The following is a 19,426-nucleotide window of genomic DNA, read 5'->3' on the forward strand; positions in this document are numbered from 1 at the left end:
AGTTCCCTCTCCCCCTGGGAGAGGGCCAGGGTGAGGGCCTCCCCACTGACACACCACAACACCAAAGACCACGACAGAGAAACCCAAATGACCGACACCCCCCATTTTCCGCTCTCCGCCGTGGTCGGCGCCGATGACCTGAAACTCGCCCTGTGCCTGACCGCCATCGACCCGAAAATCGGCGGGGTGCTGATCGAAGGCCCGCGCGGCATGGCCAAATCCACCCTGGCGCGCGGTCTGGCAGATCTGCTTGCCAGCGGCCAGTTCGTCACCTTGCCGCTGGGCGCTACCGAAGAACGTCTGGTCGGCACCCTCGACCTCGACGCGGCCCTGAGCGAGGGCCGGGCGCAGTTTTCGCCCGGTGTGCTGGCCAAGGCGGATGGCGGCGTGCTCTACGTCGATGAGGTCAACCTGCTGCCGGATCATCTGGTCGACCTGCTGCTCGACGTCGCGGCCAGCGGCACCAACCTGATCGAGCGCGATGGCATCTCCCATCGGCATTCGGCGAAATTCGTACTGATCGGCACCATGAACCCCGAAGAGGGCGAACTGCGTCCACAATTGCTTGACCGCTTTGGTTTGAACGTTGCCCTCAGCGGCCACACGGCACCGACCGAGCGCGGGCAGATCATTCGTCGGCGTCTGGATTTCGACAGCGATCCCCACGGGTTCTGCGCGCAGTGGGAAGCCGAACAACAACAGCTGCGTGAACGCTGCGAAAACGCTCGAAGCCGCTTGAGCGAGATTCCGCTGGACGACGCTGCGCTGGCGCACATCACCGAGCGTTGTTTCGCTGCCGCTGTCGACGGTCTGCGCGCCGATCTGGTCTGGCTGCGTGCGGCCCGCGCCCATGCGGCCTGGCGTGGCGCGACGGCAATCGCCGTGCAAGACATCGACGCCGTCGCTGAATTTGCCCTGCGCCATCGGCGTCGTGAGCCCTCATCGTCCAGCCCTCAGCAACCCGCGCAACCGCCGGCGCATTCTGCCGCCGACCTCAGCGAAGGGCAGGGCCAGTGGGGTGACATGCCGGCTCCGGCACTGGCCACTGGTGCCCGCCGCGAAGTGCCGAGCTGGCCAAAAAAGTAACCGGCATTCGTCCCCGATCCGACGCGGGGGCGAATGCCAGACCCCGCGCCGGACAACTCGACCACGGACGCCAGGGCAAGCGCCACGTCGCACGCGGCGGCCTGGTGAACTGGCCGGGCACGCTGCTCAACGGCCGGCCGCAGATACGGGAAGATCTGCAGTTCCAGTTGCGCACTCGCTGCGCCCATGAATTGTGGCTGGTGATCGTCGATGCCTCGGCCTCGACGCGTCGGCATCAGGCCTTGAGCGATGCCAAGGGCTTGCTCGCGCAACTGTTCGATGATGCCTATCGACAGCGCGCGCGTCTGGCGTTGCTGACCGCCAGTGGCAGCGCGCCGACTTGGCAGGTGCAGGGCCTGAAGGCATCGAGTGGCCTGCGATCCTGGCTGGAGGCGCTGGGCGCGGGCGGCGGGACACCGTTGCTGGCCGCACTGATGCAGGCGCAGCAGTGGCTGGTGCAGCGCAAAAAGCGTTTTGCTGCCGAGCAGCAGCGATTGCTGGTGGTAACGGACGGGCGCTTGAAAGCCTTGCCACCGATACCGTCGCTGGAGTGTCCGGGCTTGTTGATCGACATTGAACGTGGGCCGATTCGCTTGGGCCGGTCCAGGCAGTTGGCAGCGGCGCTGGAACTGGATTATCGGCATATCGACGATGTGTGATGCCTGGGTGGGGCTCTTCGCGAGCAAGCCCGCTCACACTGAATTTGTGTCGAACAGTGAGAAAGCTCTGGGAGCGGGCTTGCCCGCGAAGGCATCGCCTCGGTCTCAAATCTGCCTCACAAACCCCGCATCGCTGCTCTATGCTGCACCTCAGCCCCAATCACAAGGAGTGAATCATGCGGGTATTGGTCGCCAATCCTCAGGACGATTTTCGCGTCAAAGCCTACGCCGGCACCAACGGCGTTCTGCTCGCCATGGACCTGGCCGAGCCACGGCGCAAAGGCCTGCTCGGTTTCGCCATTGAAAAGCAGCAGGTCGACAAGCCCTGGCAATTCCTGTTCAACAGCCTGACGTTTCCCGGCAAGGCTCACACCTTCGCGCAATATCACGCCTCGCCCAGCGATAAAGCGCCCCTGCAGAAATTCCGCTGGGCCGATTACGCGGTCAATCCGGGCACGACGATGCATTATCGGGTGCATCTGGCTTACGGTACGGCGGACGCGCCACAACTGGGCGAAGCGCTGGAGTTGAGCATCACCAGCGATGACGGCCACCCGGCCAGCCAGAGCGTGATCTTCAACCGCGCCGTAGCCGCCAGTCAGGCCTTTCAGCGCAAGTTTCCCGATCTGGATGCGCAGATCAGCGCCAATAGGAACCTGCCGATCGAAGCGTGGCCCGACGCGGCGCGTCTGTGGCTGGAGAACGGCCTGCTGGAGCGATTGCTCGGGTACATCGAGCGCGCAGTGGACGCCCGGTGGGCGCTGGATATCGCGATCTACGAGTATCAGTTGCAGGCGATAGTCGAAGCGGTGAATGCGGCGTTCGCCCGAGGCGTTCAAGTGCGCGTGCTGTATCACGCCCGCGCGGACGACCCCGATACGACCCTGAACGAAACCAGCCTCGCGCAGTTACCGGCGTCGAGCAAGCGCGGCCGGGTCACTCACGATATCTTTCATAACAAGTTCATTGTCCTCAGTCGTGTCGATGATGCCGGGCAGCGTCAACCGCAAGCCGTGCTGTGTGGCAGCACCAACTTCACCGCCAATGGCGTGTATCGCCAGGCCAACGTGGTGCACACGCTCGACGACGTGACGATTGCCACGCGGTATCTGCAAACTTTCGAAGAGGTCTGGGCGAACCCCGCCAATGTCGGCGCAACACGCACCTGGATCACTGAACGCAACCCGATGGACCCTGCGCAGCCGCTGTTCGCCGGGTTCTCGCCACGCAGCGGCGGTGCCGATCTGCGTGAGTTCGTCGAGATCATCGGGGCGGCCAAAAAGGATGTGCTGTTCGTTACGGCGTTTACCTTGCCGGAAGCGATTCTCAATGCACTGCTCGGCAAGCCCCATGACGACATCCTCCGTTACGGCTTGCAAAACACCGCCAGCAGCATCACCGGATTTCATGCCGACCGTACCGCCGAATTCGCCGCCACTGCCTTGCTCAACACTGGCCTGGAAGGCTGGCTGAAGGAAAACATGAAAGGCCAGAAAGGCAACCTGCTGGTGCACACCAAAGCGGTGGTCACCGATTTCACGACGGATGCACCGACCATCATCAGCGGTAGCCATAACTTCAGCGCTTCGGCGAGTAACGGCAATGACGAGAACTTTCTGATCATTCGCGGCGACACTGACCTGGCCGACCACTACGGCCTGGAACTGCTGCGGTTCTACGAGCATTACCGGTTTCGTTATTTCGCGAAAAAACTGGAGCTGAAGCAGGTGAGTCCGTTGGCGGTGGATGACCGTTGGACCAACGATTATTACGTGGAGGGGGATTTGCGGCAGTTGTCGCGGTTGCGTTTTGCCGGACGTTGATGCGTTGTTCGTTAGACCCTCATCGCCAGCAGGCTGGCTCCCACAGTGCTCCGTGTTATTCGCACGATTCCTTGCAGGAGCCAGCCTGTTGGCGATGAGGGTAGCGAGAACAATGCATCTCCCCGGCTGATACAGATTTTGAAATGATTTTGCGCTGTAGGAATTGTCGCCAGAGACTGTACGCTCCAAGGCCATTTTTCATTCAGGATTTGCATGAACACCCTCTCGGAGCCTCCCAGTCGTACCTTCTCCTCGCGCCGTGGCGCGGTCTTGACGCACTCGCAGCACCCGGTTTTCCGACTCCCGACTATTGTTGACAACGCGGCTGCAGAGCCTTCGCGTTGCGCTTTGCCGTGTCCGGCAGCCTGAATTCACTGAAGAGAGATCGAGACATTTTATGGAATGGTTAGCGGATCCCACGGCCTGGTTAGGCTTGTTGACTCTGATCGTGCTGGAACTGGTACTGGGTATCGACAACCTGGTGTTCATCGCAATTCTTGCGGACAAGTTGCCGCCGCATCAGCGTGACCGCGCGCGGATCATCGGTTTGTCCCTGGCGCTGATCATGCGCCTGGGCCTGCTGGCGAGTATTTCCTGGTTGGTGACCCTGACGCAGCCTTTGTTCGAAGTGTTCGGCAAGAGCTTCTCCGGCCGTGACCTGATCATGTTGTTCGGCGGCGTGTTCCTGTTGTTCAAGGCGACGATGGAGTTGCATGAACGGCTGGAAGGCCATGTCGGCGAGCGCTCGACCAACACGGCGTATGCGTTGTTCTGGCCCATCGTCGCGCAGATCGTGGTGCTGGATGCGGTGTTCTCGCTGGATGCGGTGATTACCGCCGTGGGCATGGTCGATGAACTGGCCGTGATGATGATTGCGGTGATCATTTCGATCGGCCTGATGATCGTCGCGAGCAAACCGCTGACACGCTTCGTCAACGCCCACCCGACGGTGATCATGCTGTGTCTGGGCTTCCTGATGATGATCGGCTTCGCCCTGACCGCTGAGGGTCTGGGTTTCCACATCCCGAAAGGTTACTTGTACGCCGCTATTGGTTTCTCGATCTTGATCGAGGTGTTCAACCAGGTTGCCCGCGCCCGGCGCAAGCGTTCGATGCAGGGCCTGCGCCCCATGCGTGAGCGTACGGCACACGCGGTGATGCGCTTGCTCGGCGGGCGCAAGCTGGCGGTCGAGGAGGTCGGCGAAGAGATTTCCGACCTGCTGGATAACGGTGATGTGCCAAGCGCGGAGCTGTTCGACCGTCGCGAACGGGTGATGATCAGCGGCGTCTTGCAACTGGCCGAGCGGCCGATCCGTGGCTTGATGACCGTGCGTGCCGACGTCGACACCATCGACCTTGCCGATGACGCTGAGGCGATTCGAACAAAGTTGATGCATTCGTCCTATTCGCGCCTGCCGTTGATTCGCAACGGTGCGGTGGATGAACCGCTGGGCTTCGTGCACAAGAAGGAACTGCTCAAGGAGTACCTGGCCGGCAACGAGCCGAACCTGGAACATCTGGTGCGCAAGTCCATCAACCTGCTCGACAGTTATTCGATCCTCAATGCGCTGGAACAAATGCGTGCGGCTTCGACCCACATCGCCTTTGTGGTCAACGAGTTCGGCGACTTTGTCGGTGTGCTGACCATGACCGACATCCTTGAGTCGATTGCCGGCGAGTTGCCTGATGCCAGCGAAGTCGAGGGACCGGACGTGATCGAAGAGCGGGGCGGGTTTGTGGTCAGCGGTGCGTTGAATCTGGCGCGCGTGCGCCAGCTCACTGGTTTCTGCGCTGCGCCCACCGAGGATTACCAGACACTGGCGGGGTTGGTGATGAGCCTGCTGGATCGGTTGCCGATCATTGGTGATCGACTGGAATACGACGCCTGGCAAATGACCGTGGAAGCGGTTGAAGAGCGGCGGGTGACGCGGGTGTTGCTGACGCGTCACCCGATCTGAACCATCGTTGTAAGTGCAGGAGCTGCCGCAGCCCGTGGCAGCTCCTGCACCGATGACGGTGTGAGTGAAATCCGCTGCATCACGCCGCCCCTGTGGGAGCGGGCTCGCCCGCGAAAGCGATTCGTCCGCCGCAACAACGCTGCGGGATGAAATACCCAGCGCTCCAGCCTTCCATCGTTAACGCTTCACGGCACCTTCAGGAAAAGTTCCACCGTGGTGCACGCGTGATCGTGCGCAGTGTGCGCAGCGTCTGGCGCAACCAGGCCAGGTCATGCGGGCGTTTGCGCGCAGGGGCAGGAGCCTTGATCTTGCCGATGTGCTGGGCGAAGTCCTGTGCCAGCGTTTCTTCGGTGCCGATGCCTTTGAGCCGTTTCAGCAGTTTGCCGTCCTTGTAGAACAGCACCGTAGGCGTGCCGGTAACCAGTGGATGGCGCGGCGATTGACTGGTGTTGAGCATGTAAATGTTTGCCCGGAGCCGATACGGTTCGGCTACCTCACGAAACACCGGCCCGGCCCACTCGCAGGCGGGGCAGTGTTCATTGGCGAAATACAGAATCACCGGGCGCCAGGTTTTCAGGGCTTTGCGGTAAGTGGGCGGTAGTTCGGCGAAAGGGATGTTCACACTCATGACGGTCTCCTTGTCGGGTGCTGCGTGTTCTGTCGACCGTAAGCCAGACTGACCCGTCCGGCTACTGTCAGAGCTGACAGGTGCACATTGTGTTTTTTTGTGCAGGCCGCCCCGAAATGTGGCCCGAATACCCTCTATGTGTGGCCAACGGTAGCGTGTCCTCATGACCCCGCGCGTAACACTGCACCGGGCCTTATCTGCATCCCTTTGATTTTGCAGATATTTCAAACCATTACAGATTCCCCGCCGATCCTGTGGCACACTTTCTGCTGTTTATTCCGTAGTAACAAACCGAGTTCCGGTATAGCGGAATAAACAACCTCTGGAGTGCTTGCCATGCATCGCCGACCTTCCTTGTTCAAAGCGTGTGTTTTTGTTCTCGCGGCTTCGTCCGCTGTCATGGGCCTGGCCCAGGCAGCCGACAGCAAGCTCGACAGTGTGCTGGCCCGTGGAAAACTGATTGTCGGTACTGGCAGCACGAATGCGCCGTGGCACTTTCAAGGTGCAGACGGCAAGTTGCAGGGCTTTGATATCGACATCGCCCGGATTGTGGCCAAGGGGCTGTTCAATGATCCGGGCAAGGTCGAATTCGTGGTGCAGTCGTCGGATGCGCGGATTCCCAATCTGCTGACCGACAAGGTCGACATGAGCTGCCAGTTCATCACCGTGACCGCCAGCCGCGCTCAACAGGTGGCGTTCACTCTGCCGTATTACCGCGAGGGTGTCGGCCTGCTGCTGCCGGCCAACAGCAAGTACAAGGAAATCGAAGACCTGCAGGCCGCCGGCGACAGCGTCACCGTGGCCGTGTTGCAAAACGTCTATGCCGAAGAACTGGTGCATCAGGCGCTGCCCAAAGCCAAGGTCGATCAGTACGACAGCGTTGACCTGATGTATCAGGCGGTGAACTCCGGTCGCGCCGATGCGGCCGCCACCGACCAGTCTTCGGTCAAATACCTGATGGTGCAGAACCCGGGTCGCTACCGCAGCCCGACCTACGCCTGGAGCCCGCAGACTTACGCATGCGCAGTCAAACGCGGCGATCAGGACTGGCTGAACTTCGTCAACACGGCGTTGCATGAAGCCATGACCGGTGTCGAATTCCCGACTTACGCGGCGTCGTTCAAACAATGGTTCGGTGTCGATCTACCGTCGCCGGCCATCGGTTTTCCCGTCGAATTCAAATGATCCCGTGAGAGCGGGGCGCCTGAATCGCCCCGCTCAAGGTACTGCTGACCATGAACTATCAGTTGAACTTTGCCGCCGTGTGGCGCGATTTCGACACCTTGCTGGCGGGGCTCGGTCTGGGCCTTGAACTGGCGCTGGTGTCGATCGCCATCGGCTGCGTGATCGGCCTGCTGATGGCGTTTGCCTTGCTGTCGAAGCATCGCGCCTTGCGGGTACTGGCCTCGGTGTACGTCACGGTGGTGCGTAACACGCCGATTCTGGTGTTGATTCTGTTGATCTACTTTGCACTGCCGAGCCTGGGCATCCGTCTGGACAAGATCCCGTCGTTCATCATCACCCTGTCGCTGTATGCCGGGGCGTACCTGACCGAAGTGTTCCGTGGCGGTTTGCTGAGCATTCCCAAAGGGCAGCGCGAAGCGGGGCTGGCCATCGGTCTCGGTGAATGGCAGGTCAAGGCTTACGTGACGGTGCCGGTGATGCTGCGCAACGTGTTGCCGGCGCTGTCGAACAACTTCATCTCGCTGTTCAAGGACACCTCGCTGGCCGCTGCGATTGCAGTGCCGGAGCTGACCTATTACGCGCGCAAGATCAATGTCGAAAGCTACCGGGTGATCGAAACCTGGCTGGTGACCACGGCGTTGTATGTCGCGGCCTGTTACCTCATTGCCATGCTGCTGCGTTACCTCGAGCAGCGTCTGGCGATTCGCCGATAGGAGGCCGCGATGTACGAATCCCCGAGTTGGTTGCATGAGTTGTGGGTGGCGCGCGAGCCGTTGTGGCAAGGCTTTTTGACCAGTGTGCAGGTGTCGGCACTGGCGATTCTGCTCGGCACGATGGTCGGTGTGGTTGCCGGTCTGGTGCTGACCTACGGCAAATTCTGGATGCGCGCGCCGTTTCGTTTTTACGTCGACCTGATTCGCGGCACGCCGGTGTTTGTGCTGGTGCTGGCGTGCTTCTACATGGCGCCGGCACTGGGCTGGCAGATCAGCGCGTTTCAGGCCGGCGCCCTGGGCCTGACTCTGTTCTGCGGCTCGCACGTGGCCGAGATCGTTCGTGGCGCGTTGCAAGCGTTGCCCCGTGGGCAGATGGAAGCGAGCAAGGCGATCGGCCTGACGTTCTACCAATCCCTCGGCTACGTGCTGTTGCCTCAGGCGCTGCGGCAGATCCTGCCGACCTGGGTCAACTCGTCCACCGAAATCGTCAAGGCCTCGACCTTGCTCTCGGTGATCGGCGTGGCCGAATTGTTGCTCAGTACTCAACAGATCATCGCCCGGAACTTCATGACCCTGGAGTTCTACCTGTTCGCCGGTTTTCTGTTCTTCGTCATCAACTACGGCATCGAATTACTCGGCCGGTACATTGAAAAGCGGGTGGCCCTGCCATGACTCAAGCTCAAGTTTCCTCACAGAATCAGGCGTTGCTGGACATTCGCGGCCTGCACAAACAATACGGTGCGGTGGAAGTGCTCAAGGGTGTCGATCTGAGCATGCAGCGCGGCAACGTCGTGACGTTGATCGGTTCCAGCGGGTCGGGCAAGACCACACTGTTGCGTTGCGTGAACATGCTCGAAGAGTTCCAGGGCGGGCAGATCCTGCTTGACGGCGAATCCATCGGCTACGACGAGGTCAACGGCAAACGCGTGCGGCATGCCGAGAAAGTCATCGCCCGCCATCGCGCAATGACTGGCATGGCGTTCCAGCAATTCAACCTGTTCCCGCATTTGACGGCGTTGCAGAACGTCACCCTGGGTCTGCTCAAGGTGAAGAAAATGCACAAGGACGAAGCCGTGGTGCTCGCCGAAAAATGGCTGGAACGCGTCGGCCTGCTGGAGCGGCGCAATCACTTTCCCGGGCAGTTGTCCGGCGGTCAGCAACAGCGCGTGGCGATTGCCCGGGCGATCGCGATGAACCCGAGCCTGATGCTGTTCGACGAAGTCACCTCGGCGCTGGACCCGGAGTTGGTCGGCGAAGTGCTGAACGTGATCAAGGGCCTGGCCGAAGACGGCATGACCATGTTGCTGGTGACCCACGAAATGCGTTTCGCCTTCGAGGTCTCGGACAAGATCGTGTTCATGAATCAGGGGCGGATCGAAGAGCAGGGGCCTCCCAAGGAACTGTTCGAACGCCCGCAATCGCCGCGTCTGGCGGAGTTTCTCAAAAGCACGCGGTTTTAATCTGTTGTTTTGTAATCAGGAGAAATACCCATGAGCATTACGCGTTACGGCACCGGCAGCACCGCCGCCGGCGGTCAGCCACGTCCCTTCGCTCGCGCTGTTGAGGCGGATGGCTGGCTGCATGTGTCCGGCCAGGTGCCGGCGGTGGATGGCGAGATCATCGTTGGTGGCATCGTCGAGCAGACCCACCAGACCATGAAGAACCTGATCGCGATTCTCGAAGAGGCCGGTTATGGCCTCGAAGACGTGGTGCGTGCCGGCGTGTGGCTGGACGATCCACGGGATTTCAGCAGTTTCAACAAGGTCTTCGGCGAGTATTTCAAACCTGAGCACGCCCCGGCGCGAGCCTGTGTGCAGGCGAGCATGATGGTCGATTGCAAGGTCGAGATCGACTGTATCGCTTACAAGAAGAAGGCCTGAACCGAGGTGACCCTATCGCGAGCAGGCTCACTCCTACCGTTGGAATACGTTGTCGTGTAGGGGCGAGCCTGCTCGCGAAAGCGATCTAACCGTCGACAGCGCACTCTCGGTAAACTCCCGGCACTTTCATTGGGAATTGAAGACATGACCGAAGACACCATCAAACGCCGGGCCCGTGGTCTGGACCGGGCGTTCGATATCCTCGATTTCCTCAAGGAAATCGGCCAGCCGCTGCGTCCGAACGACATCGCCAACGGCATCGGCAGCCCGAAATCCACGGTCTACGAACTGGTGGCGTCACTGCTGGAGCGACGGATTCTGGAGCCGGTGGGCAAGGACGGTCACGTTTATCTCGGCCGGCAGTTGTATTTTCTCGGGCAGGCGCACCTGCGTCATTTCGACCTCAGTCGCGAGGCCGATCACGCCTTGCAGGAGATCGTCAGCCAGACCCGGGAAACCGCGCAGATGTGCTTGCTTAACGGGCGCAAATACACGGTGGCGCTGATGAAGGAGGGCGAGCGGCATTTCCGCATCTCTTCCGATATCGGTGAAAACGCGCCGATCCCGTGGACCGCGTCCGGGCGCCTGCTGCTCGCCCATTTGAGCGACCAACAGATCATCGACTTGATCGACGAAGACGATTTCATCCTGCCCGACGGCGAGCGTCTGCCGCTGGAACGTTTTCTGGCGGAAATCCGTCAGGCCGGCCTCGATGGCTTCTTCTCGTTCGACAGCGTCGCCGACACCTTTACCCATTGCTTCGCCGCCCCGGTCAAAGACGCCAACGGCGTGGCCATTTGCACCCTGTGCATCGTCGCCCCTCGGGCCGATGCGAAGAACAATTACAACGACTATCGCCGGGTGTTGATCGAGAGCGCCAACAGCCTCGCCCGACGAATCAACGAATAAGCGCGGCTGCCTGCGGCCGCGACAGTGAGGAGTTCGACCATGACGACTGCCATCAATTCTGCTGTGGAAAAGGGCGATGCCGCGATCGGCGCGCATCTGGTGCGTGACGTCAGCCTGCCGGCCCTGGTGCTGCACCGCGAGGCGCTGGAGCACAACATTCGCTGGATGCAGACATTCGTCAGCGACAGCGGGGCGCAGCTGGCGCCCCACGGCAAGACCAGCATGACTCCAGCGCTGTTCAAACGTCAGCTTGACGCGGGTGCCTGGGGCATCACCCTGGCCAGTGCGACCCAGACCCGCGCGGCTTATGCCCACGGCGTACGTCGGGTGTTGATGGCCAACCAGTTGGTCGGTACGCCGAACATGGCGCTGATCGCCGATCTGCTGGCCGATCCGACGTTCGATTTCTACTGCATGGTCGATCACCCGGACAACGTCGCCGATCTCGGCGCCTACTTCGCCTCGCGCGGGGTGAAGCTGAACGTGATGATCGAGTACGGCGTGGTCGGCGGTCGTTGCGGTTGCCGCAGTGAGGCGCAAGTTATCGCGCTGGCCAAGGCGATTAACGCCCAACCGGCGTTGGCCCTGACCGGCATCGAAGGTTACGAAGGCGTGATTCACGGCGACCACGCGGTCAGCGGCATTCGCCAATTCGCCGCGTCGTTGGTGCGCCTGGCGGTGCAACTGCAGGACAGCGGCGCATTCGCCATTCCCAAGCCGATCATCACCGCGTCGGGTTCGGCCTGGTACGACCTGATCGCCGAATCGTTCGAAACGCAGAACGCAAGCGGACGCTTTCTCAGCGTGCTGCGTCCGGGCAGTTACGTGGCCCATGACCACGGCATCTACAAAGAGGCGCAGTGCTGCGTGCTCGACCGTCGCAGTGACTTGCACGAGGGTTTGCGTCCGGCGCTGGAGGTCTGGGCGCATGTGCAGTCGTTGCCGGAGCCAGGGTTCGCGGTGATTGCCCTGGGCAAGCGCGACGTGGCGTTCGATGCCGGTTTGCCGGTGCCGTTGCGGCGTTACAAGGCCGGCATTGTGCCGGCGGTGGGCGATGACGTGGGCGCGTGCAAAGTCACGGCGGTGATGGACCAACACGCGTTCATGAGTGTGGCGCCGGGGGTTGAGCTGCGGGTGGGGGACATTATTTCCTTTGGTACCTCGCACCCGTGCCTGACGTTCGACAAGTGGCGTGTGGGGTTGCTGGTGGATGAGCAGTTGGCGGTGGTTGAGAGCATGGAGACTTGCTTCTAGGGCTTGAGACCGAGTTGCGGCCAATCGCAGGCAAGCCAGCTCCCGCAGGGATCTCATGGACTGTGAAGATCATGTGGGCGCTGGCTTGCCAGCGATGCGGCCGGATCAAACACCACCGAATCAGCAGGGACACACCCGATGACCACCCTCAGCCCTCTGGGCCCGAACATCCCGCGCATCGCGCTGATCGGCGAATGCATGATCGAACTGCAACAGCGCGCCGACGGCAGCCTGCAGCAAAGCTTCGGCGGCGACACGCTTAACACGGCGGTTTACCTGTCCCGCGCCCTTGGCGATAAAGCGCAAGTCGATTACGTCACCGCGCTGGGCGATGACAGCTTCAGCGACGCGATGTGTGAAATCTGGAGCAGCGAAGGCATTGGCCTCGACCTGGTGCAACGTCTGCCCGGGCGTCTGCCGGGCCTCTACTGCATCCAGACCGACGCCAACGGCGAACGCCGCTTCCTTTACTGGCGCAACGAAGCGGCCGTCCGCGACTGTTTCACCACCCCGGCGGCCGAGCCGATTCTGGCGGCGCTGGCCGATTACGACGTGTTGTATTTCAGCGGTATCACCCTCGCTGTGCTTGGTGCGCTGGGCCGGGAAAAGCTGATCCAGACGCTGATCGAGGCCCGCCAGCGGGATGCACGCATCGTGTTCGACAACAACTACCGGCCGCGTTTGTGGGCCTCAGTCGAAGAGGCGCGTTCGGCGTATCGCAGCGTGTTGCCCTACGTTGATCTGGCGTTGCTGACAGTGGATGACGAGCAGGCGCTGTTCGGATTTGCCGACTGCTATGCAGTGTTCGCGGCTTACGCGCAGTTCGATACGCCGGAAGTGGTGCTCAAGCGCGGTGCCGACGCATGCCTGATTCGCTGCGATGGCGAAGCGTTCGAGGTGCCGGCGCAGACCGTCGAGAAAGTCGTCGACACCACGGCGGCCGGGGATTCGTTCAGTGCGGCGTATCTGGCCAGTCGATTGCTCGGCGGGAGTCCGGCGGAGGCTGCCGAAGCCGGGCATCTGCTGGCAAGTCGGGTGATTCAGGTGCCAGGAGCACTGATCCCGAAATAGATTTGAATGGCCGCTTGCGGCGCAATCGGTTCGCGAGCAGGCTCGCTCCCACAGGGGATTGCATTCTCAACGTGGGAGCGAGCCTGCTCGCGAAAGGGCCCTGAAGCCAACCCGTCAATCGCGGTAAAACACCTGCACCAAGTGATAGCCGAACTTGCTCTTGATCGGCCCGTGCACGGTACGCAACGGCTTTTTGAAGATCACCGCGTCAATCGCGCCAACCATCTGCCCCGGACGGACTTCACCCAGATCGCCACCGCGCTTGCCGGACGGGCAGGTCGAAAATTTCTTGGCCAGCACATCGAACGCTTCGCCCTTGGCGATGCGTTGTTTGAGCTGTTCGGCCTCTTCGGCGGTTTTCACCAGAATGTGGCGGGCTTGGGCTTTCATCGTGCGATACCTGATAACGGGGTGACGGCGGGGCGCGGATTATGCCTCAAGTCACCGGGTTTGACTGATCATCGTGCGGATCTTGCTCGCCAGCAGCTCAATGGCAAACGGTTTGGCGACCATGTCCATGCCGTCCTCGAGAAAACCCTGACGTTCGGCGGCTTTCTGCGCGTAACCGGTCATGAACAACACTTTCAGGCCCGGACGATGCTGGCGGGCGACTTCCGCCAACTGACGGCCGTTCATGCCGGGCAGGCCGACATCCGTCACCAGCAGGTCCACCCGCAGGTCCGATTCCAGCAGGGGCAGCGCGGATTTCGCGTCCTCGGCTTCGAATGCGCGGTAACCCAGTTCCTTGAGCAGATCGAGCACCAGCATGCGCACGGCGGGATCGTCTTCGACGACGACCACGGTTTCTCCGCTCGGCAGGTGGGCGGGCGGCTCGACCGGGTTGGTTGGCGGGTGTTCCGGCTCCAGTGCATACAGACGCGGCAAATACAGCCGCACACAGGTGCCCTGTCCGGGCAGGCTGTCGAGACTGACATGGCCGCCCGACTGCTGGGCGAAGCCATAAATCATCGACAGGCCCAACCCGGTGCCCTGACCGATGGGTTTGGTGGTGAAAAACGGGTCGAACGCCTTGGACCGCACGGAAGGCGTCATGCCCGTCCCGTTATCGCTGACCGCCAGCATCAGGTAATCGCCGGCCTTCACTGGTTCCAGCGTGGTGATGTCGCTGCCGTCGAGGTAGACGTTGACTGTTTCGATCAGCAGTTCGCCGCCCTCGGGCATGGCATCACGCGCATTGATCACCAGATTGAGCAGGGCGTTTTCCAACTGGCTCACATCGGTGCTCACCGGCCACAGGTCGTCGGCCAGCTGCAGTTTGAGCTCGATCTGATCACCTTTGGTGCGGCGGATCAGGTCTTCCAGCGAATGGATCAGTTCGTTGACGTTCAGCTGTTTGCGGTCTAGCGACTGGCGCCGCGAAAACGCCAGCAGACGATGGGTCAGCGCCGCCGCCCGATTGGCCGAGGACACGGCCGCTTCGGTAAACCGGCCGATCTCGTTGGCGCGGCCGTCGGCAATATAGCGCTGCATCAGATCGAGGCTGCCGATGATGCCGGTGAGCATGTTGTTGAAGTCGTGGGCGATACCGCCGGTGAGCTGGCCGACCGCTTCCATCTTCTGCGCATGGCGCAAGGCATCTTCGGCCCGCTCGCGCTCGAACATCTCGTTCTGCAAGCGCTGGTTGGCCTGGGCCAGTTGTTCGGTACGGGCGCTGACGCGCTCTTCGAGGGTTTCGTTGAGGTTGCGCAGCGCTTCTTCGGTTTTCTTGCGTTCGGTTTCGTCGATCACAAAGATGTAGAAACCGTTGACCGCACCGTCGGCCCCGTGTCGCGGCAGGTAATTCATCAACGCGTGACGGATGCTGCCATCGCGGTGAGGGGTGTACAGGCTGAATGAACAAGGCCTGCCCGCCAGCGCTTCGGCGATATACGGCGCGCGCAGAAAATAGGCTTCTTCGCCGATCACTTCGCGGATGGTGCGCCCGTAGAGCTCCTGCGGGGTCAGGCCATACCAGTCGAGATACGCGGCGTTGTTGAGGCGGAAGCGCTCCTCATGGTCGACGTAGCTGATGAGGATCGGCATGGCATTGATGATCAGCTGCAGTTCTGTCTGGCTCTGGCGCAGCGCCTGTTCGGTGTGTTTGCGCTCGGTCAGGTCCAGCGCCGCGCCGAGAAAGCGCACCGGCCGGCCATGGTGATCCTTGTAGCAGCGGCCACGGGCAAACACCCAGCGTATGTCGCCATCGCCTTGCAGCAGACGATATTCCTCGGCGTACTCGGTGCCGTGGGTGATGCAGTGCTTGATGCTGCGCGCGATCAGGGCGCGGTCTTCCGGGTGCACACCCTGCAAATAGTCGCTGATCGGCAACTGGCTCGCCTGCGCCGGATCGACCCCGTGCAACTGCGCGAAATGAGCGTCGGCGATGAAGCGGTCTTCGCCGATATCCCAATCCCAGGTGCCGACGGCATCGGTGGCTGCCAGGGCCAGTTGCAGGCGCTCTTCGGTTTGCTGTTGCGCCTTGAGGCTGTCTTCGGAGCGCTGTTGCAGTTCCAGCGCGATGCGTCGGCGCTCATTGGTTTCGATGGCCGTGACCAGGATCCCCGCCACTTGCGCGGTTTCGTCGCGAATCGGGCTGTAGGTCAAATCCAGCCAGAAGTCGGAATCCTTGCCGTCACGTTGCAGGGTAAAGCGTCGTTCGCTGTAGGTCCGCACCTGACCTTGCAGGACGGCGCGGTAAATCGGGTCGGTAAAGTCGCGAAGTTCTGGCCATATCAGGTGCGCCGGTTGTCCGAAAGCGTGCGGATGCTTGCTGCCGGCCAGCATGGCGAAGCCGTTGTTATAGATCTGGGTGAGCTGCGGCCCCCACAGCAGCAACATCGGCATTGGCGAGTGCAGCACGATGTCCACCGCGGTGCGCAGGCTCTGCGGCCATTGACCAGCGTCGCCCAGTGCGCTGTTACTCCAGTCAGTGCGGGTGATCAGCGCCTGCGCATCGTCGTTGCCGGGTACAGCGTTCATTGCGTTAGTCCTGGGCGTCATTCGGTAAGGCGGCGTCTACTATCCTTCGAGAGGGTAGACGCTCAATGCACCGCTGCGTCACGACAGCGGGCCATGTCTGAATATTGAATGCTTCGTCGGTGAATTTGACCATGGAAATCGATGCACTGTTAACACGCTTGGCCAGCCAGCATGGCTCGGACCTGTTCCTGTCGACCGGGGCGCCACCCAGCGCGCGCTTTCAAGGCGTATTGACGCCGTTGGCCGAGCAGCCGTTCAAGCCGGGTGAAGTCGCGGTCATCGCCAATTCCCTGATGGACGCCGAACAGCGCCGGGAGTTCGACCGGGATCTGGAAATGAACCTGGCCATCTCGCGCACCGGCATCGGCCGCTTTCGGGTCAATCTGTTCAAGCAACGCAATGACGTGTCGATCGTGATCCGCAACGTCAAACTGGACATCCCGCGCTTTGAAGACCTCAAGTTGCCCCGCGTGCTGCTGGAAACCGTGATGCTCAAACAAGGCCTGATTCTGTTTGTCGGCGCCACCGATTCGGGCAAATCGACCTCGCTGGCGGCGCTGATCGATCATCGCAATCGCCATAGCAGTGGCCACATCATCACGATTGAAGACCCGATCGAGTACATCCACCGGCATCGGCTGTCGATCATCAACCAGCGTGAAGTCGGTGTCGACACCCGCAGTTTTCACGCGGCTTTGAAAAACACTCTGCGCCAGGCACCCGATGTGGTGCTGATCGGCGAAATCCGCGACCGCGAGACCATGGAGCACGCGCTGGCGTTCGCCGAAACCGGTCATCTGGTTTTATCGACGCTGCACGCCAACAACGCCAATCAGGCGCTCGACCGGATCATCAACCTGTTTGCCGAAGAGCGTCGGCCACAGTTGCTGCATGCACTGGGCAACAACCTTAAAGCCTTTGTTTCCCAGCGCCTGGTGCGCACGCTCAAGGGGCAGCGGCGGGCAGCCGTGGAAGTGATGCTGGGCACGCCGACCATCGGGGACCTGATCCGGCGTAATGAGTTGGGTGAGCTCAAAGGCATCATGGAAAAGTCCACCGAACTGGGCATGCAGACGTTCGACGGGGCGTTGCACGGCCTGGTGGTGGAGGGGGCGATCAGCGAGGAAGAAGCACTCAAACATGCCGATTCGGTGAACAATCTGCGCCTGCGCTTGAAGTTGCAGGGCGATTTCACACCGGCCCCACCCACGACGGGGGAGTGGGGCCTGATGGACTGAACGGTTCAGCCTCTGGGTTCAAGTCTCGAGTTCAGCGCGATTGCGAAACTGCTCCAGCGCTTCGGGATTGGCCAGGGCGTCGGTGTTCTTGACCGTCTCGCCGTGGATCACATTGCGCACAGCCAGCTCCACCACTTTGCCGCTGATGGTGCGCGGAATGTCGGTCACGCTGAGGATTTTCGCCGGCACATGCCGAGGCGTGGTGTTGGCGCGGATCACCTGGCGGATCTGCGCTTGCAGGGCTTCATCCAGTTCAACCGCGTCCTGCAAACGCACAAACAGCACCACCCGTACGTCATCCTGCCATTGCTGGCCGACGGCGACGCTGTCGAGCACTTGCGGGACTTTCTCCACCTGGCGATAAATCTCCGCCGTGCCAATGCGCACACCGCCGGGGTTGAGTACGGCGTCCGAGCGGCCATGGATCATCATCGCGCCGTGCGGCAGCTCTTCGGCGTAATCGCCCTGGGCCCAAACGCCGGGAAACAGGCTGAAATAGGATTTCCGCAGTTTTGTTCCGTCCGGGTCATTCCACAGGCCAATCGGCATTGCCGGGAAATGCCGGGTACAGACCAGCTCACCTTTCTCGCCAATCACGGGCTGGCCGGCGTCATTCCAGACTTCGACTGCCATGCCCAGGCTCTTGCCCATGATTTCGCCGCGGCGCACGGCTGACAACGGATTGCCGTTGACGAAGCACGAGACGATGTCCGTACCGCCGGACATCGAGGCCAGGCACACGTCGGCCTTGAAGTCTCGATACACGAAGTCGTAGCTGTGCGGCGACAGTGCCGAACCGGTGCAGAGCAGGGTTTTCAGGCTGCCCAGATCATGACTGGCGCGCGGTTTGACGCCGCTGCTCTCCAGGGTGGCGAGGAACTTCGGGCTGGTGCCGAACACGCTGATGCGCTCGTCGTCGATCAAATCCAGCAACCGCTCGGGGGCGGGGTGGAACGGCGATCCGTCATACAGCACCACCGCGCTGCCGACGGCCAGCGCCGACACCAGCCAGTTCCACATCATCCAGCCGCACGTGGTGTAGTAGAACAACCGGTCGCCGGGCCCGAGATCGCAATGCAGGCCGTGTTCCTTGACGTGCTGCAACAGTACGCCGCCGGTGCTGTGCACGATGCATTTCGGGACACCGGTGGTACCACTGGAATACAGCACGTAGAGCGGATGGTTGAAGGGCACCGGAATAAAATCCGGTTCGCCACCGGGCTCGTAAAAGTCATCCCACAGGCTGACCTCGGCGCGGGTCCGGTAATCCTCGATGCGTGCGTGCGGGTGCGCGTAGGGCACGATGATCAACTGCTTGAGCGATGGCAGTTGCAGGAGAATTTCATTGAGCTTGCCGGTCTGCTCGATCGTCTTGCCGGCGTAACGATAACCGCCGCAGGTGATCAGCACCTTCGGTTCGATCTGGCCGAACCGGTCGATCACCCCGTGGGTGCCGAAGTCTGGCGAAGAACATGACCAGATCGCACCGAGGCTGGTGGTCGCCAGCATCGCCACGAGGGTTTGCCAGGTATTGGGCATGCACGCCGCAACCCGATCACCGAGGCCGACGCCGGCCGCCTGCAGGCTGGCCTGAAAACCACTGACATGCTCGGCCAGTTGCGCCCAGGTCAGTTGTTCGCGCTGGCCGTGCTCTGCCACGGCCACCACGGCGACGGCATCGTCGCGGCGGCGCAGCAGGTGTTCGGCGAAGTTCAGGGTGGCACCGGGAAACCATTCGGCGCTGGGCATTTGCCGGCCTTCACGTAAAACCGCATCAGGCTGGGTGTGGAAACGAATATCGAAGAAGTCGACGATGGCCTGCCAGAAGTCGGCACGCTGCTCGATGCTCCACTGGTGCAGGGCAGGGTAGTCGTCGAGGTGCAGGTGGTGACGCTGATTCAGTGCCCGCCGGAATTTATCCATGCGGGACTCGGCGATACGCTTGGCATCGGCTTGCCAGAGGATGTCGGACATTGTTTGCCTCTTTTTATCGGGTTCATACACGCAGTTGTGACCGTGGGTAACCTGTGGCCAGGAAGCAAGC

At 61.3% G+C, this 19,426-nt stretch carries 17 protein-coding genes; 13 read left to right on the forward strand and 4 right to left on the reverse strand.

The window, feature by feature from the left end:
• Positions 1-87 precede the first annotated feature (87 nt).
• From ACXX9E_RS18210 to ACXX9E_RS18225, 4 genes are all read left to right on the forward strand, one after another.
• Positions 88-1,086 carry a magnesium chelatase ATPase subunit I gene (locus ACXX9E_RS18210; protein WP_458555852.1) on the forward strand — a complete coding sequence of 333 codons (999 nt, stop codon included), beginning with the start codon at positions 88-90 and terminating at the stop codon, positions 1,084-1,086.
• The gene (locus ACXX9E_RS18215) at positions 1,071-1,745 is read left to right on the forward strand and encodes a vWA domain-containing protein (RefSeq protein ID WP_458556593.1); all 675 of its coding nucleotides are present in this window, start codon (positions 1,071-1,073) and stop codon (positions 1,743-1,745) included. The genes ACXX9E_RS18210 and ACXX9E_RS18215 overlap by 16 nt, the downstream gene beginning before the upstream one ends.
• A 176-nt stretch (positions 1,746-1,921) precedes the next feature.
• On the forward strand, positions 1,922-3,568 hold the full coding sequence (locus ACXX9E_RS18220) for a phospholipase D-like domain-containing protein (RefSeq protein WP_458555853.1): 1,647 nt from the start codon (positions 1,922-1,924) through the stop codon (positions 3,566-3,568).
• Positions 3,569-3,965: 397 nt separating this feature from the next.
• Positions 3,966-5,525, forward strand: coding sequence for a TerC family protein (locus tag ACXX9E_RS18225; RefSeq protein ID WP_123468222.1), 1,560 nt, complete (start codon positions 3,966-3,968; stop codon positions 5,523-5,525).
• A gap of 196 nt (positions 5,526-5,721) precedes the next feature.
• Here ACXX9E_RS18225 and ACXX9E_RS18230 read toward each other — a convergent pair whose 3' ends face one another.
• Positions 5,722-6,153: a thioredoxin family protein gene (locus ACXX9E_RS18230; RefSeq protein ID WP_123468224.1), complete on the reverse strand. Its 432-nt coding sequence runs from the start codon at positions 6,151-6,153 to the stop codon at positions 5,722-5,724.
• Positions 6,154-6,489: 336 nt separating this feature from the next.
• On the opposite strand from ACXX9E_RS18230, the gene ACXX9E_RS18235 reads away from it, so the two are divergent.
• The 8 genes from ACXX9E_RS18235 (at position 6,490) to ACXX9E_RS18270 (ending at position 13,165) form a co-directional block, all read left to right on the forward strand.
• Positions 6,490-7,338, forward strand: coding sequence for a transporter substrate-binding protein (locus ACXX9E_RS18235; protein ID WP_458555854.1), 849 nt, complete (start codon positions 6,490-6,492; stop codon positions 7,336-7,338).
• 50 nt (positions 7,339-7,388) lie between these two features.
• Positions 7,389-8,051, forward strand: a complete 663-nt coding sequence (locus ACXX9E_RS18240; RefSeq protein WP_003225455.1) for an amino acid ABC transporter permease — start codon at positions 7,389-7,391, stop codon at positions 8,049-8,051.
• Between the two features lie 9 nt (positions 8,052-8,060).
• Positions 8,061-8,723 (forward strand): amino acid ABC transporter permease, encoded by a 663-nt coding sequence (locus tag ACXX9E_RS18245; protein WP_123468229.1) that lies wholly within the window; start codon positions 8,061-8,063, stop codon positions 8,721-8,723.
• Positions 8,720-9,511: an amino acid ABC transporter ATP-binding protein gene (locus ACXX9E_RS18250; protein ID WP_123468231.1), complete on the forward strand. Its 792-nt coding sequence runs from the start codon at positions 8,720-8,722 to the stop codon at positions 9,509-9,511. The genes ACXX9E_RS18245 and ACXX9E_RS18250 overlap by 4 nt, the downstream gene beginning before the upstream one ends.
• Positions 9,512-9,541: 30 nt before the next feature.
• Positions 9,542-9,931 (forward strand): RidA family protein, encoded by a 390-nt coding sequence (locus ACXX9E_RS18255; protein WP_007912330.1) that lies wholly within the window; start codon positions 9,542-9,544, stop codon positions 9,929-9,931.
• Between the two features lie 144 nt (positions 9,932-10,075).
• Entirely contained in the window at positions 10,076-10,840 is a 765-nt protein-coding gene (locus tag ACXX9E_RS18260) for an IclR family transcriptional regulator (protein ID WP_123468235.1), read from the forward strand.
• A gap of 39 nt (positions 10,841-10,879) precedes the next feature.
• A complete protein-coding gene (locus ACXX9E_RS18265) occupies positions 10,880-12,094 on the forward strand; it encodes an amino acid deaminase (protein WP_458555855.1) in 1,215 nt (404 codons plus the stop codon).
• A 138-nt stretch (positions 12,095-12,232) separates the two neighbouring features.
• Entirely contained in the window at positions 12,233-13,165 is a 933-nt protein-coding gene (locus tag ACXX9E_RS18270) for a sugar kinase (RefSeq protein WP_458555856.1), read from the forward strand.
• 114 nt (positions 13,166-13,279) lie between these two features.
• Here the strand turns inward: ACXX9E_RS18270 and ACXX9E_RS18275 are convergent, their stop codons facing one another.
• A complete protein-coding gene (locus tag ACXX9E_RS18275; RefSeq protein ID WP_007912322.1) occupies positions 13,280-13,555 on the reverse strand; it encodes a peptidylprolyl isomerase in 276 nt (91 codons plus the stop codon).
• Between the two features lie 51 nt (positions 13,556-13,606).
• Positions 13,607-16,144, reverse strand: coding sequence for a PAS domain-containing hybrid sensor histidine kinase/response regulator (locus ACXX9E_RS18280; protein ID WP_458555857.1), 2,538 nt, complete (start codon positions 16,142-16,144; stop codon positions 13,607-13,609).
• Between the two features lie 131 nt (positions 16,145-16,275).
• Here ACXX9E_RS18280 and ACXX9E_RS18285 point away from each other — a divergent pair, with 131 nt between their 5' ends.
• Positions 16,276-17,382, forward strand: coding sequence for a PilT/PilU family type 4a pilus ATPase (locus ACXX9E_RS18285; protein WP_458555858.1), 1,107 nt, complete (start codon positions 16,276-16,278; stop codon positions 17,380-17,382).
• 18 nt (positions 17,383-17,400) lie between these two features.
• On the opposite strand, the gene ACXX9E_RS18290 is transcribed toward ACXX9E_RS18285, so the two are convergent.
• Positions 17,401-19,356 (reverse strand): acetoacetate--CoA ligase, encoded by a 1,956-nt coding sequence (locus ACXX9E_RS18290; RefSeq protein WP_458555859.1) that lies wholly within the window; start codon positions 19,354-19,356, stop codon positions 17,401-17,403.
• Positions 19,357-19,426: the final 70 nt, after the last annotated feature.

Source organism: Pseudomonas sp. GNP014, from assembly GCF_054344005.1.